This window comes from Actinomadura rudentiformis (assembly GCF_008923185.1).
GTDB lineage: Bacteria > Actinomycetota > Actinomycetes > Streptosporangiales > Streptosporangiaceae > Spirillospora > Spirillospora rudentiformis.
Genome location: NZ_WBMT01000016.1, coordinates 77518 through 94386, shown reverse-complemented (window position 1 = coordinate 94386; position 16869 = coordinate 77518). Strand labels below are relative to the sequence as shown.

Here is a 16869-nt window from a genome sequence, read left to right as displayed (position 1 = left end):
GGGGGCATGACATCACCTTCCAGCGCGGAACCTTTCAGTGACCCGTCCGGGGAGCGAGTGATCGTGGTGGCGGGGTCGGGCGGGCCGGCGGGACATGCCGTCGTACGGGCGCTGGCCGCGAGCGGGGCACGGGTCGTCGCCGCCGACCGCGTGCCGCAGGAGTGGGACGACGAACGGATCTCGCCGGTCGTCGTGGACCTCCTCGACGCCGGCGCGACACGGGCCTGGGCGGACGCCGTCGCCGCCGAGCACGGCCGGGTGGACGGCCTGGTCCACCTGGTGGGCGGCTGGCGCGGCGGCACGCCCTTCGCCGAGACCGACCTGGCCGACTGGGCGTTCCTCCACGATCTGCTCGTCCGCACCCTGCAGCACACCACGCTCGCCTTCCACGAGCACCTGTCACGCAGCCCGCGCGGGCGGGTCGTGATCGTGTCGCAGCACGCCGCGCAGCGCCCCGCCCAGGACATGGCTGCCTACTCCACCGCCAAGGCCGCGGCCGAGGCGTGGATCCTGGCGCAGGCCGACGCGTTCACCGGGACCGCGGCCGCGACCATCCTGGTGGTCAAGGCCTTGTTGACGGATGCGATGCTGAAGGCGAATCCGGACGACTCCTTCCCCGGGTTCACCCACGTCGACGACCTGGCGCAGGCCATCGCGGACCTCTGGAACCGGCCCGCCGATCAGCTGAACGGAAGACGCCTTGACCTTTCCCACTCCTGAACCCGCTCCCACTCCTGAACCCGCTCGACCGGCCATCCGCACGTTCGCCAGTGACAACCGCGCGGGAATCCACCCCGAGGTACTGGCAGCCATCGCCGCCGCCAATGAGGGCCACCAGACCGCTTACGGCGACGACGTGGTGACCGCCCGGCTGCGCGAGGTGTTCAAGCGGCATTTCGGTGAACGCACCGAGTCGTTCCCGGTGTTCAACGGCACGGGCGCCAACGTGGTCGGGCTGCAGGCGATGTCGGACCGCTGGAGCGCGGTGATCTGCGCCGACTCGGCGCACATCAACACCGACGAGGGCGGCGCGCCGGAGAAGGTGGCGGGGCTGAAGCTGATCCCGGTGCCCGCTCCGGGCGGCAAGCTGACACCGGAGCTGGTCGACCGGTACGCGACGGGTTTCGGCGACCCTCAGCACGCCCAGCCCAAGGTCGTGTCCATCACCCAGAGCACCGAGCTCGGCACCGTCTACACGGCGGAGGAGATCGCCGCCGTGTCCGCCGCGGCGCACGAGCGCGGCCTGCTCGTGCACATGGACGGCGCCCGCATCTCCAACGCCGCCGCGGCGCTGGGCGTGCCGATGCGGGCCATCACGACCGACGCGGGGGTGGACGTGCTCTCGTTCGGCGGCACCAAGAACGGGCTGATGCTGGGCGAGGCGATCGTCGTCCTGAACCCCGAGGCCGTGCGCGGCACGCTCTACCTGCGCAAGGCGGGGATGCAGCTGGCGTCCAAGATGCGGTTCGTGTCCGCCCAGCTCGTCGCGCTCCTCGACGGTGATCTGTGGCTGCGCAACGCGGCGCACGCCAACGCCATGGCCCGCGCACTGGAGGCCGCCGTCCGCGATCTGCCGGGCGTACGGGTCGTGCGGCCGGCCGAGGCGAACGCGGTGTTCGCGATCCTGCCCAAGGACGCGACCGAGCGCCTGCGGAAACGTTTCCCCTTCTACGTCTGGGACGCACGAACGGGCGAGGTCCGCTGGGTCTGCTCCTTCGACACCACTGAGGGCGACGTCAAGGCCTTCGCGGCCGCCCTCGCCGAAGAGCTCTCCGCCTGAGGAGGTCGCGAGCACCCTGACCGAACACTTGCTTGGTCACCCGGCTATCGTGGATGTTGAACTGGATTCGGTTACAGGAGGCAAGCCTGATGGCCAACCGCACCTTCGTCGTCGGCGTGGGCATGACCAAGTTCGAGAAGCCGGGCTCCCGCGACTGGGAGTACCCCGACATGGCCAAGGAGGCCGTCGGCAAGGCCCTGGAGGACGCGGGCGTCGCCTATGACCGGATCGAGCAGGCCTACGCCGGTTCGATGTACGGCGCGATGGGTCAGCGCGCCCTGTACGAGACGGGCATGACCGGCATCCCGGTGATGACCGTCGCCAACGCGTGCGCCACGGGTTCGAGCGCCCTCTTCCTCGCCCGGCAGTCGGTGCGCGGCGGGCTGGCCGACTGCGTGCTCGCCCTCGGCATGGAGAAGATGCAGAAGGGCTCGCTCGGCGCGGGCGTCGGCAAGTCGAAGGTGACCATCATCGACCACCACCTCAACTCGATGGTGGCGGGCCGCCCATGGGAGATGGACAAGGCCCCGATGCCGCAGATGTTCGGCAACGCCGGGCGCGAGCACATGGAGAAGTACGGCTCGTCCGCCGACCACTTCGCCTGGATCGGCTGGAAGAACCACAAGCACTCGGTCAACAACCCGTACGCCCAGTTCCAGGACGAGTACTCGCTCGACGACGTCAAGAACGCGACGATGATCTTCGACCCGCTGACCAAGCTGCAGTGCTCCCCCACCTCCGACGGCGCGGCGGCCGCGATCGTGGTGAGCGAGCGGTTCGTGGACGACAACGACCTGTGGGACCAGGCGGTCGAGATCGCCGGGCACCACATCGCCTCCGACACCGCCGACAGCTTCGCCGACCACTCCTCGATCCAGGTGGTCGGGTTCGGCTGCTCGCAGCGCGCCGCTAGCAGGGCGATGGACGAGGCGGGAATCGGTATCGACGACGTCGACGTCATCGAGCTCCACGACTGCTTCAGCGCCAACGAGCTGATCACCTATGAGGCGCTGGGCATGGCGTCCGTCGGCGAGGGCCACAAGCTGGTCGACGACCAGGCCACCACCTACGGCGGCACGTGGGTCGTCAACCCGTCCGGCGGGCTCATCTCCAAGGGCCATCCGCTGGGCGCGACCGGCATCGCGCAGTGCGCCGAGCTGACCTGGCAGCTGCGCGGCAAGGCCGACAAGCGCCAGGTCGCCGGCGCCAAGGTCGCCCTCCAGCACAACATCGGCCTCGGCAGCGCATGCGCCGTCGCCGTCTACACCAAGCCCACCCGCTGACCCGGCACCCGCACCTGCTGCCTGCGGATGCCGGGCAGGAGGTGATCACGCGCTGACGGTCATCGGGCCGATGGTGCGGTGAAGGTGAACTGGCCTGCGGGGACCGAGTAGACGGCGTGGCCGTTCTCGACACGCAGGAAGCGAGCCCGGGGCGGTGTCGGCCCGGGGCGGCTGCCGGTGGGGACGCGGACCTCGCCCGTGGTTCCCGCCGGGACGGTGATCTTCAGTTGGAAGGTCTGCGCCGACCTGGTCCACGCGCTGCGTGCGGTGCCGTAGGGAGTGGTGTAGCTGCCGTGGGCGTGGCGCAGATCGCCCACGGGCTTGGGCTGGAAGATCAGGTTGCTGTAGGCGGTGGCGCCGGGTGCGGTGCGGATGCCCGCGATACCGGAGTGGAACCACTCCTGGATCTGGGCGAGGATCATGTGGTTCTTGGAGTCTCCCCTGGTCCAGCGCTCGCCGATGGTGGTCATGCCGCCGGGGTTGGCAGGGGTGGATTCCATGAAGTAGCCGTAGCTGGGCTGGTCGTTCTCCTGAAGGACCTCCCACAGGACGTCGTCGCGGCCGCCGTCGGCCAGCGCCCGGATGGTCGGGGCCAGGCCGATGGTGCCGCCGCTGAAGTGCGGGCCGTCGCCGTTCGGGTGGAAGTTCTGGACGAGTTCCACCAGGGCGTTGAGGACCTGTGGGCGCTTGCCGGCGGGGACCAGGTCCGCGTCGAGTGCCAGCGCCTGGGCCGTCTGCGTGGCGCCGTCACTGCCGGCGTTCCCGGTGGCGGTGTAGCGGCCGAGCGACTCGTTGAAGAAGGCGTTGTTGAACGCGGTCTTGATGTCGCCGGCCAGTTGCCGGTACGTCGCGGCGTCGGCGGTGTGGCCGGTCAGCTCGGCCATGCGCGCCATCTTGGTGATCATGACGTGGTAGCCCCAGGTGCCGGTGATGCGGCCCGAGGTCTGGTCGGCGGCGACCCAGTCGGCCAGGGCGGCGTTGACGATGTGCGCGTCCTCGCCGGTGCCGGCCTTCTCCCGGCGGATGTAGTCGATGTACTTCACCATCTGGTCGTAGTACGTCGCCATGGTCTGGGTGTCGCCGTACAGCTCGTACAGCATGGCCGGGACCAGGACGATGGCGTTGCCCCAGTTGATCTCGTCGCCGAACCGGCCGCTGTAGCCCCAGTCGTAGACGGGGGTCTTGAGCGCCACGTTGCCGCGCATCGGGGTGTCGGCCACCGACTGGCCTTCGACCAGGTGCCGCATGGTGGTGCGCAGGTAGGCGGCGAGCTCGAAGTCGCGATGGATGGCGCCCATCGGCATGGTGTAGTCAGCCGGATAGGAGAGCTTCTCGCGGCCCGGGCAGTCGGTGAACGTCGACATGATGTTGCCGGCGAACGAGTAGCGCGCCATCGTGTGGATCCGGTTGATCCGCGCGTTCGAGCTGCCGAACTCACCTGCGGCGGGTGTGTCGGCCTGGAGGCGGACCCCGGTGACGAGGTCGCGGGCCGGCTTGTAGCCCTCGGGAAGCCCGGTGACCTGGATCCACTGCATGCCGAAGTAGTTGAAGCTCGGGTGCCACGACTCGCCGCGGCGGTCACCGTAGGCGGTGTAGGTGTTGAACAGGTCGACGCCCCGGGACCCGCCTCCGCCCATCAGGGAAGCCTGGTTCACCGTTCCGTCGGGGTTCAGCGACTCGGCCGGCGCCACCTTGACCGTGGTCCCGGCCGGGACCTTGCCGAGACGCAGCTCCGGCCAGCCGGTGATGTTCTGGCCGAGATCGAACACCCAGGTGCCGGGCGCCGGGTTGGTCACCGACACCGGCCGCAGCCGCTCCTGCACCCGGATCGGCTCGGCGGTCCGGGCCACCAGCTCGGTCGCCAGGTTCGGCGGCGGCGCGATCCCCGCGTTCAGCCATCCGGCGGCCGATCCGTCACGCCGCTTGGCGGTCGCGGTGAGGTCGGAGCCGGGGTGGTTCCAGCCGGGCTGCTCGCGGCGCGCGTCATGGTCCGAGCCCGAGTACCAGGCGTCGGTGACCAGCGGCCCCAGGGCGGTCCGCCAGGACCGGTCGGTGACGACGGCGTCCTCGCTGCCGTCGGTGTAGCGGATCTCCATGCGGCCGATGAAGCGGGGCGTCACGGCCGCGCCCGCGGACGGGTCGCTGGCGGCGATGTTGTTGCCGGAGCCGGTGACCTTCGTCCCGGCCGGGTGCGCGCCGGTGAGCGCCGGCGTGAAGGAGATGCCGGTGCCGTCGGCTCCGGCGGTGCCGATCTGGGTGATCGTGCGCGACTCGAGCCGGTCACCGCCTCCGCCGGTCGCGACGTTGATCGTGCCGCCGACGTGGTAGCCGGTCACCGAGTCGAGCTTGACGGTCGTCGCTCCGGCGGCGGCGTCGGCCGCCAGCGATCCGGCGCCTTTGATCTGGCTCTGCCACCAGGAGTACGGCGAGGTCCGTCCCACCGCCGGGTTGGTCACGCTGCGGCGTACGTACGCGGTGCCGTGGCCGAGCTCCACACCGATCGTGTTGTCACCGGCCCGGACGGTGCGCTTGAGGTCGTAGGTGCGGTACTCGCTCGACAGCTGGTAGTTGGAGTTGCCGGGCGCCAGTACCTCATCGGTCAGTTCCTTGCCGTTGACCGTGGCATGGTGCAGCCCGACCCCGGACAGATACAGGCGGGCGTCCGCGACCTTCTTCCCGCGTGGCACACGGAACTGCCGGGCGAAGATCGGCAGCGGCTGGTTCTCGGCACGGTCGGGGTAGTCGATCCACCGGGCGTTTCCCCAGTCGCTTCGCTCCAGCAGGCCCATGCTCCAGGTGGCCGGAGCGGACCAGCCGGACGCCTGCTGGTTGGCGTCCCAGACCCGGACCCGCCAGGCGACGGTGTCGCGTGACTTCAGAGCGCCGGCGAAAGCGGCGCCCTGCTGGGCGCTGCGCACACGGCCCGACGACCAGATCAGCCGCCCGGCCTTGAGCTTCGCCGGTGTCTGCGCCGCCTGCACCTCGTACGCGGTCTGCCGGTCGCCCGGACATGGCGTACGGGCGCCGGGGCGATGACAGGGATGGGATCTGGCTCGGCTGGTCTCGGTGATCTGCCAGGTCAGCGTGGGGCGCCGGTTGTCGAGACCTTGGGGCGAGTCGTACCGCCCGTCCACGCCGAGGCGGACCGGCATGACGTAACCCGCCTGCCTGAAGGCCGAGGTGCCGGCGGCAGCCGGGGGCGGCGCCGCCAGACCCACGAGCAGTGCCGTGGCTCCCAGCACACAGATCGAGCGTTTGCTGACTGACATCGATCCTCCTCTTTCCGTCGAAGCGCGGGGGTGGGTGCGTGCGCCGTCACGCATGGGCGGGTAGGCGGCATCGGAAGACGTGGCGTCCTGGGCCGGCGTTGATGGGATGGTCTGGATCAGCTGGGAGGTGGACGGTGGCGGTGGTGTTGGGCGGGACGAGTACGTTCACGGCCAGGTCGCCGCCGGTGAGCGCCCAGCTGACTTCCGCCGGGCCGTAGGGGGTGAGGTGGGAGGCGCGCGCATGGGTCAGGCCGCCACCGGGGCGTGGGCGTACCAGCAGGCGGCGGTAACCCGGTTCGGCGGGGGCCAGGCCGGCCACGGTGCGGTGCATCCAATCGGCGACCGCGCCGAGGGCGTAGTGGTTGAACGAGGTCATCTCGCCGGGATTGACCCTGCCGTCGGGCAGCAGGCTGTCCCATCGTTCCCAGATGGTGGTGGCGTCCTTCGTCACCGCGTACAGCCAGGAGGGGCACTCGGTCTGCAGCAGCAGCCGGTAGGCGTCGTCGATGGCCCCGGTCTCGGTGAGGGCGTCGCAGATGAGCGGTGTGCCGACGAAGCCGGTGCCGATGCGGTGGCCGCCCTCGCGGACGAGTTCGACCAGCCGCCGGCCCGCGTGGGCGCGACGGCCCTCGCCGTCGATGAGCCCGAACGTGAGCGCCAGCGCGTAGGCGGTCTGGGAGTCGCTGGACACCTTGCCCTCAGGCGAGACGTAGGCGCTGTCGAACGCGGCGCGGACCCGTTCGGCGAGTTCGTCGTAGCGGCGGTGGGCGTAGGCGTCGCCCAGGAGACCGGCGGTCTGGGCGACGAGCCAGGCGGAGCGGGCGAGGTAGGCGGTGGCGACCAGGCTCGGGTCGGTGCGGGTCTCGGCGGGCCGGTCGGCGGGTGCGGCCGGGTCGAGCCAGTCCCCCAGTTGCTCACCGGTGTCCCACAGCAGTGATTCGCCGGCCAGACCGGCGATCTGGTCGACCCAGGCCGTCATGCTGGGGTACTGCCTGCGCAGCAGGCCGAGGTCGCCGGTGCGCTGGTAGAGCGTCCAGGGCACCACGACCGCGGCGTCGCCCCAGGCCGCCATGGGCTCCAGCCGGGCGAACGGGGCGAGGTCGACCCACGGGACATAGAGCGGCACGGTGCCGTGCTGGGCCTGCTCGGCCGACAGGTCCTGCAGCCAGGAGCCGAGCATGCCCGTGCAGTCGTAGAGGAACGCGGCGGCCGGTGCGAAGACCTGAATGTCGCCGGTCCAGCCTAGGCGTTCGTCGCGTTGCGGGCAGTCGGTGGGCACGTCGACGAAGTTGCCGCGCATGCTCCAGACGACGTTGTCGTGCAAGCGGTTCAGCAGCGGATCGGAGCAAGAGAAGTGGCCGGTGCGGCGCATGTCGGTGTGGCAGACCACGGCTTGCACGTCGGCAGGGTCCAGGTAGCCGGGCCAGTCGTCGATCTGGGCATAGCGGAAGCCGTGGATGGTGAAGCGCGGCTCCCACTCCTCGTGTGTGGAGTCGCCGCGCAGCGTGTAGGTGTCGTGTGCGGCGGCTCTGCGCAGCGGCCGGGTGCACAGGGCACCGTCTTCCAGAACTTCGGCGTGCCGCAACGAGACGGTGTGCCCGGCCGGCCCCTGGACCCGGATGCGCAGCCGTCCGGAGATGTTCTGGCCGAAGTCGAGGATGGTCTGTCCGGCCGGGCCGATGAGTACGTCGGCTGGGGCAAGGGTCTCGGACCGGCGGACCGGCGGGCCGGAGGGTGCGACCAGCTTGGCCGGCTCGTGGGAGAACGTCTCGGCGGGCAGCCAGCCGGAGTCGTCGAAACCGGGCCGCGACCAGCCCTGCGGCAGCAGCCTGGCGTCGAAGCATTCCCCGTCGTACAGGCTCGCCGCGGTGATGGGACCGGGTCTGCAGCGCCAGTTCCGGTCGGTGCCCACCGTGTCGGTGGTGCCGTCGGTGTAGGTGATCTCCAGCTGGGCGATCAGCGCGGTGCGGTCGCCATAGAGGGCGGTCTTGCCGCCGCCGAAACCGATCCGGCCTCGATACCAGCCGCCGGCGAGCATGGCCGCGATGGTGTTCGGGCCCTCGTCCAGGAGCTCGGTGACGTCGTGGGTGCGGTAGCGCAGGCGGTGGTCGTAGCTGGTCCAGCCCGGCGCGAGCACGTCGTCGCCGACCGGGATGCCGTTGATCTCCACCTCGTACAGGCCGTGCGCGGTGACGTACAGGCGAGCCGAGGCGACGGGTGCGCGCAGGCCGAAGTCGCGGCGTAGCAGCGGGGCCGGACCGTCGGGATCTCCCAGCAGTTGCCGGGGCGGTGCCGCCGCGCCGGCTCTCCAGTCGGCCGTGTCGAGCAGTCCGGTCTCCACCCAAGCCCACGGGCTCCAGCCGGTGGACGTGCCGTCGTGGCCGTGCAGGCGTACGCGCGCGCCTCGGCGTTCGCGGGAGCGCAGGGGCTCACCGGGCCAGGGCACCAGGACCGACTCGTGGGAGTCGACACGGCCTGTACGGGTCTGGTCGCTGAGTTCGATCTCGTAGGCGGCTTGCCGCCAGTCCGGGACGCCGGTCGTCACGATCCACGACAGGCGTGGGGCGGGTTCCCCGATGCCGAGGGGTTGCCGGTGATGTTCGAAGGTCGGGGGTTCGACACGCAGGGTCGTCACAGGTGTCCGATTCCTATGAGGGGGTGGCTGCGATTGAGGTGCGCGAAGTGGGTGGCAAGGTGGGTCGCACGGTGAGTCGCGTGGGCGGTTCAGCCTTTGAGCGCGCCGGCGGTCATGCCGGTCACGATCTTGCGGTTGAAGAAGACGAACACCAGCAGCGGCGGAACGGTGATCAGGACGATGTCCATGAACAGCAGGTTCCACTGGGTGTTGTACTGGCTCTGGAAGTTGTAGAGGGTGACCTGCACGGTGGCGTTGTCGTCGCCGGGCAGGAAGTACAGCGGGTTGACGAAGTCGTTGAAGACGGCCACCGAGCTGGTGAGGATCACGGTGACGGTGACCGGCCGCAGCAGCGGGAAGATCACCTGGAAGAACAGCCGGAAACCGCCGCAGCCGTCGATCATGGCGGCCTCGTCCATCTCCCGCGGGATGGCCGCGATGAACGCGCGGAACAGCAGCACCGCGTACGGCAGCCCGTAGGCGACCTCGACCAGCGTCAGCCCGGGCAGGGTCTTGAACAGGCCCAGCTTCTGCAGCAACCAGATGGTGGGCACGATCGCGGGTGGAATGATCAGCCCGGTGAGCACCAGGAAGTTGGCGGCCGAGCTCAGCTTCCCCTGGCGGCGTTGCAGGACGAACGCGGCCATGGCCGCGAAGATGACGATGAGCGTGACGGACGCGACGGTGAGGATCGTGCTGTTGATGTAGGCGCGGAGCAGGACATGGTCGCGTGCCTGGATCACCTCGGTGAAGTTCTGCACGATCCGCCACTCGGCGGGCCACGCGAAGTCCAGGTCGGTGGCCTGTTCCTCGTTCTTCACCGCGGTCAGCAACATGAACGCGAAGGGCACCAGGAAGACGACGGTGGCGACGGTCAGCGCGAGCAGCTCGGCAGCGAACCTCTTGAACCTTCGCATCGGGTGCATGCGGCCACGGCTCATTCGGTTACGGCTCATCAGGCTCATAGGACGACCTGCCGCTTACCGAGGACGTAGGTGAGCGGGACCACCAGCGCGGTCACGACGATGAACAGCAGCACGTTGCCCGCGGTCGACAGGCCGTAGAAGCCGGCCTGGTACTGCTTGTAGATGATCGAGGCGATGGTGTCGCTGGTGAAGCCGGGGCCGCCGCGGGTCATCGTCCAGATCAGGTCGAACGTCCGCAGACCGCCGATGAACGACAGCACGATCACCGAGTAGGTCGCGGGCCAGCTCAGCGGCAGTGTCACGTGCCGGAACCGGTGCCAGGCCGAGCCGCCGTCCACCATCACGGCCTCGTAGTAGGAGCGGGGAATGGAGACGATCCCCGCGATGTAGATGACCGTGGCGAGGCCGACGCCCTTCCACACGTCCACCAGTGCCACCGACAGCAGCGCGGTGGTGGCGTCGCCGAGCCAGTCACGGCCGTCGATGCCGGCCAGCCCCAGGGTCCGGTCGACCAGGCCGGTGTCCGGCTTGAGCAGCATGCTGAAGGTGATCCCGACGGCGACGGTGGAGACCAGGACGGGGAAGAAGACCACCGACCGCAGAAACCCGCGCGACCGCAGGCTGCCGGTGAGCAGCACGCCGAGCCCCATCCCGAGGACCACCTTGAGCCCGCTGGTGACGACGGCGTAGACGATGGTGTTCTGAAAGCCGATTCTCAGGTTCTGCTCGGACAGGAAGTCGCGGAAGTTGTCGAGCCCGACGAAGGTGCTGTCGAACAGCGTCCAGCGGGTGAGCGAGAAGTAGAACGCCATCACCGTCGGCACCAGGAAGATCACCAGGTAGACGGCCGCGGCCGGTGCGTACAGGGCGTAGGGATAGGAACCGTGCCGCCTGCCGCCCCGTGACGCGGGGCGCCCGGCTGCCTGCTCGCCCGTCACCTGCCTGTCGGCCGCCTGCTTGGCCTGCTTGGCCACCTTCACGGTCATCCCCACCCGGGGAGGCCCAACTGCTTGGCCTGCTTGGCGACGTCCTTGTCGTACTGGGCTGCGCCGTCGACCGGCTGGGTGAGTCCCGAGCCCACAGCGACCGTGATCTGTTCCAGCGAGGGTCCCTTGACCGGTGAGAGGAACTCCAATGCCGGTGTGGTGGCACGACGGTCCAGATAGGCCTGCAGGTCCTTGGCCACTTGCAGCGCGTTCGCGGGCAGCGTCGCCCCTTCGACCCGGTAGGGCCCGGACGGCGGAACGGCCTTGGTGACGGCGGCGGTGCCCGCCGGGGATGCGACGAAGGCCAGGAACTTCTTGGCCTCGTCCAGATGCTTGGTGGTCTTGGCGATGTAGAGGGCGGGCGGCTCCCACACGGTGGCTCCGTGCTTGGCCGGGTCGTTGCCGGGGATGCCGAAGAAGCCGACGTCGGTGGCCGCCTGCGGGTAGCTCGCCAGTTGCGGCGGCAGTGTGAGGCTGAGCATCGCGTAATGAGCGCCCTTGCCCTCGATCAGCATCTTCAGGCCCTGCTCGTTGGTGGCCGAGCCGAAGCCCTTGTTCATGTAGCCCTTGGCGTGGATCTCGGCCAGATGCTGGAAGCCGGCGACCGCGGCGGGGGTGGTCGCGAACTTGGTCTTCCCCGCCGTGTAGTCCTGCGCGAAGGTCGGCACCGCCGCCTGCACGTTGTAGTAGTCGGCCAGGACCATCACCTGCGACGTCCAGGTGTCCTTGAACGTGGTGATCACCGGGGTGACCCCGGCGGCCTTGACCTTGTCGTTGTTGGCCATGAACTCGGCCCAGGTCGTGGGCGGCTTCAGGCCGAGCCGCTCGTAGACCTTGCGGTTGTACAGGATGCCGCCGCCGGCCGCCGCGGCGGCGGGGACGCCGTAGACCTTGCCGCCCTGGGTGACGACGGGCAGGTAGTCCTTCTTGACGTTCTTCAGCACCGGATCACCGGTGAGATCGACCATGGTCTGCCCCGGGTTGAGCGCCTGCAGCAGCGATCCGGGGTTGTACCAGAACACATCCGCCATGTCGCCGGTGGAGAGCCGGGTCTTGACGATGTTGTCGCCCTCGCTGCCGCCCGCGATCACCTCCGGCTTGATCTTGATCTTCGGATTGGCCTGGGTGAAGGCGTTCGCGAGCGCCTTCGTGGTGTCCACGGTGGACTGGTCGTTGCCCATGAGGAACGACAGGGTCACGGTGCCGTCGGACGACGATCCCGATCCTGAGCCGCAGGCCGTCAGGGCCACCACCGTCAGGGCGGCCACAGCGGCGCGGGGCATGCGGAGAGGTGTCTTCACGGTGCCCTCCGGGTGCATTAAATCGTTTTAACAGCTCCCCGATGCGCTTAACGTAGGCGCAACGCAGGCGCCCGTCAAGAGCTGATATGGGTAACGATCTCCATCAGCTACTCCAGCTAGAATGGCTAAGCAAGAAATTCTGCCTCTGAATTATGGGTAACGTTACCCATCGCCTGCGAGCGCCGAGCCCCTACAATCAATGCGCCGTCTGAAGGAGGATGACCATGGCCACCGGTGAGGGGCGGCGTCGCGTGACGATCGCGGACGTGGCCAGCCACGCCAAGGTCTCCACCACCGCGGTGTCCAAGGTGATCCGCAACGCCTACGGCGTCAGTCCCGCCATGCGCGAGCGGGTCAACGCCGCCATCGAGGAGCTCGGTTACCGGCCGCACGCCGCCGCCCGCGCGATGCGCGGACGCACGTACACCATCGGGCTGATGCTCCCGCACATCAGGAACCCTTTCTTCGCCGACATCCTCGACGGCCTCATGGACCAGCTCGCCGGCACCGACTACCAGGCGATCATGATCCAGGGCGGCGCCACCCGCACGACCGAGCGGCGGGCCGTCGACGCGCTCATCGACCGGCAGGTGGACGGCATCGTCATGGTCGCCCCCCTCGCCGCCAAGACCCGCCTGGAAGAGGTCGCCGGGCAGATCCCCACCGTCGTGCTCGGGCGGCACGAACGATCCACGGTGTACGACGCGGTCTTCGACGACGACGAGACGGGCGCCGAGCTGGCCGTCCAGCACCTGATCGACCTGGGACACCGCCGCATCGCGCACATCACCCACCAGGACGACAGCAGCGCCCGCCCCGGCGACCTGCTGCACAAGATCCGGTCCGAGGCGTACGAACGCGTCATGCGCGAACACGGCCTCGCCGACGAGATCGCCGTCGCCACGACCTACTACTCCGAAGAGGGCGGCTACCAGGGAACCCTCGAACTCCTCAATCGTTCGCCCCGCCCCACCGCCATCTTCGCCGGCGCCGACCAGGCCGCCTTCGGCGCCCTCGCCGCCGTCCACGAATCCGGCCTCTCCGTCCCCGGGGACGTCTCCATCGCCGGCTACGACAACACCCGCCTGGCCGCGCTCCCCAACATCTCCCTCACCAGCGTCGATCAGAACGGCGCCCTCATGGGCAAGACCTCAGGCCGGCTCCTGCTCGAACGCTTCGAAGGCCGCACCTCGGCCGTCCGCTTCTCCGTCACCCCGAGACTCGTCCAGCGCAACTCCACCGCTCCAGCACCCGGCACCGCCCACGACAAGCCCACCACCTGAGCGAACCTCACGGCCTCGTCAGCCGTGCCGGGTGTGGGGAGGTCCTTCCTCCTGTGACTGTTCGGTCTGGGCGGGCATGTCGTCGTCTGCGTGGTCGAGGGTGGCGGCCCAGCTGGCGAGGAGCCGGAGTTTGTCTTCGGAATCGCTTCCGGGCTCGGCGCCGTAGGCCACAAGGGTGAGGCCGTCGGCGGCCAGGTCCATGGATTCGTAGGTGAGGTGAAGGTCGCCGACGGCGGGGTGGTGGAAGGGTTTCGCACCCAGGTGGTGCTGGCGGACATCGTGGCGGGCCCAGCGGGCGCGGAAGTCCTCGCTGCGGGTGGACAGCTCGCCGACCAGATCGGTGAGGGCCTTGTCGTAGGGATCGCGACCGGCTTCGGCGTGCAGCAGCGCGACGGTGTCGTCGGCGGCGCGTTCCCAATCACCCCAGAACAGGTGGGACCGGGCATCGAGGAAGATGAACCGGGCGTGGTTGGGGGTGGCGCCGCGGGCGGCGTCGAACATAGGCGCGTACAGCGCGCGGCCGAGGGCGTTGGTGCCCAGGATGTCCCCCCGGCCGTTCATGACGAAGGCCGGGGCGCCGGTCATGGAGTCCAGCAGCCACTGCACCGAAGGCCGCACCTTCTGCGGGATGGGGCGGCGCCTGCGGCGCGGGCCGGGACCGGCGGCGCGGGCCAGGTCCTCCAGGTGGGTGCGTTCGGCGTCATCCAGCCTCAGCGCGCGGGCCAAGGCGTCCAGGACGTGGTCGGAGACGCCCGCCAGGTCGCCGCGTTCCAGGCGGGAGTAGTACTCCACGCTCACCCCGGCCAGCTGGGCGACCTCGGCGCGGCGGAGGCCGGGAACCCGGCGGGTGCCGTAGGTGGGCAGCCCCGCCTGCTGCGGGGTGATCCTGGCCCGTCGGGAGGTCAGGAACTCACGGATATGGCTGCGGTTGTCCACGTCTTCCAGGCTAGGCCGCCTTCCACGCCGCAGGGGTGTCCTGCCAGTACACCTTTCACCAGTGCCTTCCTGGCCGCCTGACCCGCGCTTTTCATTGGTAGTGGCCCACGGGCGCGCGGATCGCCGACGGCCACAGACTCTGACGACACTCTGACGACAACGACTCATGGAGTGAATGACATGCGTGGTGTGATGCTGCACGCCCCGGGCGACGTCCGGGTGGAGGAGATCGACGACCCCAAGATCACCGCACCGACGGACGCGATCATCCGGCTCTCGGCGACCTGTGTCTGCGGCTCGGACCTGTGGCCCTTCCGCGGCGCCGATCCCGTCGACCAGCCCATGCCGATGGGGCACGAGTACGTCGGGATCGTCGAGGAGGTCGGCAACGAGGTCACGACCGTCAAGCCCGGCCAGTTCGTCGTCGGCTCGTTCGTCGCCTCCGACGGCACCTGCGAGATCTGCCGTTCGGGCTACCCGTCCTCCTGCGCCCACCGGGTGTTCATGTCCCTGGTCGGCACCCAGTCCGAACGCGCCCTGATCCCGCACGCCGACGGCACACTCGTGGCCACCCCGGGAATGCCCGACACCGACATGATCCCCAGCCTGCTGGCCGCCTCCGACGTGCTGGGCACCGGATGGTTCGGCGCGGTGGCCGCCGAGGCCGGGCCCGGCAAGACCGTCGCGGTCGTCGGTGACGGCGCGGTCGGCCTTCTCGCCGTGCTGGCAGCCAGGCAGCTGGGCGCCGAGCGGATCATCGCCATGAGCCGTCACGAGCCGCGCCAGGCGCTGGCCCGCGAGTTCGGCGCCACCGACATCGTCACCGAGCGCGGTGACAATGGCGTGGCCAAGGTCAAGGAACTGACCGGCGGGCTCGGCGCCCACTCGGTCGTCGAGGCGGTCGGCACCCAGGAGTCGATGCACCAGGCCATGCGCTCCACCCGCCCGGGCGGCCACGTCGGCTTCGTGGGCGTCAACCACGACGTCACTCTCAGCGGGGAAGAACTGTTCTTCTCCCAAATCCACCTGCTCGGCGGCCCCGCCCCGGTCCGCCGCTTCCTGCCCGACCTCATCCAGCTGATCTGGGACAAGAAGATCAACCCCGGCAAGGTCTTCGACCTCGCCTTGCCGCTCGATCAGGCCGCCGAGGCCTATCGCGCGATGGACGAGCGCCGAGCCGTCAAGGCGCTGCTCACGGTCTGATCTCCTCTGATCGTCGACGAGGGGTCAAGACATGAGACAGATATTGACTTTCGTCTCACGATCTCTACGCTGATAAGTGAGGGATTACTGGAGGTGCGATGCCTGCTCCCGCCGCACGCCCGGCCGGTTCGGCCGCCACCGCGCCGATCGGGCCAGGCTCGCTCCTTTGGCGGTACGCCAGTGATCTGCGCTCACTGATGCCCGGTGCGGCCGCCGGTCTCATGCAGCTCATGCATCCGGGGATCGGTGCCGGGGTCGCCGAGCACTCGGCGTTCTTCGACGCGCCGTTCGACCGCATCTACCGTTCGGTGCCGCAGATCTGGGCGACGATCCTGGCTCCGGACGCCGGGACGCGCGGCCTCGGCATCCGGGACCTGCACCGCGGCATCGCCGGTAGGGACGAGCACGACCGCCGCTACCACGCGCTGGAGCCGGAGACGTTCTGGTGGGCGCACGCCACGTTCACCTGGGAGATCTTCAAGGCCGCGGAGCTCTTCCACCCGGAACGGCTGACAGCCGACGACCACGAGCTCCTCTACGCCGAAACCGTCACCTGGTACGGGCGCTATGGCGTCAGCATGCGCCCGGTGCCAGTCGACTACGCGGCGTTCCAGTCGAAGTTCTGGCGCATCTGCGCCAAGGAGCTGGAGCTGACACCGGCGGCCGCCCGCGCCTTGGACATCGCCAAGCACGGCTCCGACACCATCTCCCTGGTGCCCGCACGCGGTGCCGTACTCGACAGGGCAAGCAAGCTCGTAGCGGAGAAGCCGATGCGGCTGGTCACGTTCGGCTGCATGCCCTCGATCGTCCGCGAACGCTTCGACATCCCGTGGAGTGCCACCGACCAGGTCCGCTTCGCCGCGATCGCCCTGGCCAACCGGCAGGGATACCGGATGATGCCCACGCGTCTCAACCATTGGACGCTCCGCAGCACCCTTCGCTACATCGGATCGCAGACCCGCGAGCACCGCTACCGGCCGGCCGCGTGACCGGCCGCCGCTTGGCCCGCCGCGTCACCGAACACCGATGGTCACGGAATGTGACCTCTGCCCTCCGGCTGAACGCGGGCCGGCGGTTCCGACGTACAGACATGAGAAGCGTGGCATGGTCACGCTGCCGCCTAGGGAACGCCAACGTGGAGGTGTCTTCCGAGTGTCCGTCTGTTCCATTTGCACCGTCCACGTACAGTGAAACGCACCTGCTGAGGGCGGTCGCGGACGGGATCATGACCCCGTCGACTCCGCCCAACGTTCGTCTGCGATGAATC

12 protein-coding genes are annotated in these 16869 nt (G+C 69.3%); 6 read left to right on the top strand and 6 right to left on the bottom strand.

Annotated elements, in window-relative coordinates; all coding sequences use genetic code 11:
• Window positions 1-6 precede the first annotated feature (6 nt).
• The 3 genes from F8566_RS30860 (at window position 7) to F8566_RS30850 (ending at window position 3063) form a co-directional block, all read left to right on the top strand.
• Window positions 7-720, top strand: coding sequence for an SDR family NAD(P)-dependent oxidoreductase (locus F8566_RS30860; RefSeq protein ID WP_151565374.1), 714 nt, complete (start codon window positions 7-9; stop codon window positions 718-720).
• A complete protein-coding gene (locus tag F8566_RS30855; protein ID WP_151565373.1) occupies window positions 701-1780 on the top strand; it encodes a threonine aldolase family protein in 1080 nt (359 codons plus the stop codon). Before F8566_RS30860 ends, F8566_RS30855 begins: the two co-directional genes overlap by 20 nt.
• A gap of 89 nt (window positions 1781-1869) precedes the next feature.
• A complete protein-coding gene (locus F8566_RS30850; RefSeq protein ID WP_151565372.1) occupies window positions 1870-3063 on the top strand; it encodes a thiolase C-terminal domain-containing protein in 1194 nt (397 codons plus the stop codon).
• 59 nt (window positions 3064-3122) lie between these two features.
• Here the strand turns inward: F8566_RS30850 and F8566_RS30845 are convergent, their stop codons facing one another.
• The 5 genes from F8566_RS30845 to F8566_RS30825 form a co-directional block, all read right to left on the bottom strand.
• Window positions 3123-6332 carry an alpha-L-rhamnosidase gene (locus tag F8566_RS30845; RefSeq protein ID WP_151565371.1) on the bottom strand — a complete coding sequence of 1070 codons (3210 nt, stop codon included), beginning with the start codon at window positions 6330-6332 and terminating at the stop codon, window positions 3123-3125.
• A 46-nt stretch (window positions 6333-6378) separates the two neighbouring features.
• Entirely contained in the window at window positions 6379-8967 is a 2589-nt protein-coding gene (locus tag F8566_RS30840; RefSeq protein WP_225993665.1) for a glycoside hydrolase family 78 protein, read from the bottom strand.
• 89 nt (window positions 8968-9056) lie between these two features.
• A complete protein-coding gene (locus tag F8566_RS30835) occupies window positions 9057-9884 on the bottom strand; it encodes a carbohydrate ABC transporter permease (protein WP_151565370.1) in 828 nt (275 codons plus the stop codon).
• 44 nt (window positions 9885-9928) lie between these two features.
• Window positions 9929-10879 (bottom strand): carbohydrate ABC transporter permease, encoded by a 951-nt coding sequence (locus F8566_RS30830; RefSeq protein ID WP_151565369.1) that lies wholly within the window; start codon window positions 10877-10879, stop codon window positions 9929-9931.
• Window positions 10876-12180 carry an ABC transporter substrate-binding protein gene (locus tag F8566_RS30825; RefSeq protein ID WP_225993664.1) on the bottom strand — a complete coding sequence of 435 codons (1305 nt, stop codon included), beginning with the start codon at window positions 12178-12180 and terminating at the stop codon, window positions 10876-10878. The genes F8566_RS30830 and F8566_RS30825 overlap by 4 nt, the downstream gene beginning before the upstream one ends.
• A gap of 224 nt (window positions 12181-12404) precedes the next feature.
• On the opposite strand from F8566_RS30825, the gene F8566_RS30820 reads away from it, so the two are divergent.
• Window positions 12405-13463 carry a LacI family DNA-binding transcriptional regulator gene (locus tag F8566_RS30820; protein ID WP_151565368.1) on the top strand — a complete coding sequence of 353 codons (1059 nt, stop codon included), beginning with the start codon at window positions 12405-12407 and terminating at the stop codon, window positions 13461-13463.
• An 18-nt stretch (window positions 13464-13481) separates the two neighbouring features.
• Here F8566_RS30820 and F8566_RS30815 read toward each other — a convergent pair whose 3' ends face one another.
• Window positions 13482-14399 carry a helix-turn-helix transcriptional regulator gene (locus F8566_RS30815; protein WP_151565367.1) on the bottom strand — a complete coding sequence of 306 codons (918 nt, stop codon included), beginning with the start codon at window positions 14397-14399 and terminating at the stop codon, window positions 13482-13484.
• 180 nt (window positions 14400-14579) lie between these two features.
• Here F8566_RS30815 and F8566_RS30810 point away from each other — a divergent pair, with 180 nt between their 5' ends.
• Window positions 14580-15602: a zinc-dependent alcohol dehydrogenase family protein gene (locus tag F8566_RS30810; RefSeq protein WP_151565366.1), complete on the top strand. Its 1023-nt coding sequence runs from the start codon at window positions 14580-14582 to the stop codon at window positions 15600-15602.
• Window positions 15603-15700: 98 nt separating this feature from the next.
• Window positions 15701-16591, top strand: coding sequence for an oxygenase MpaB family protein (locus F8566_RS30805; RefSeq protein ID WP_151565365.1), 891 nt, complete (start codon window positions 15701-15703; stop codon window positions 16589-16591).
• Window positions 16592-16869: the final 278 nt, after the last annotated feature.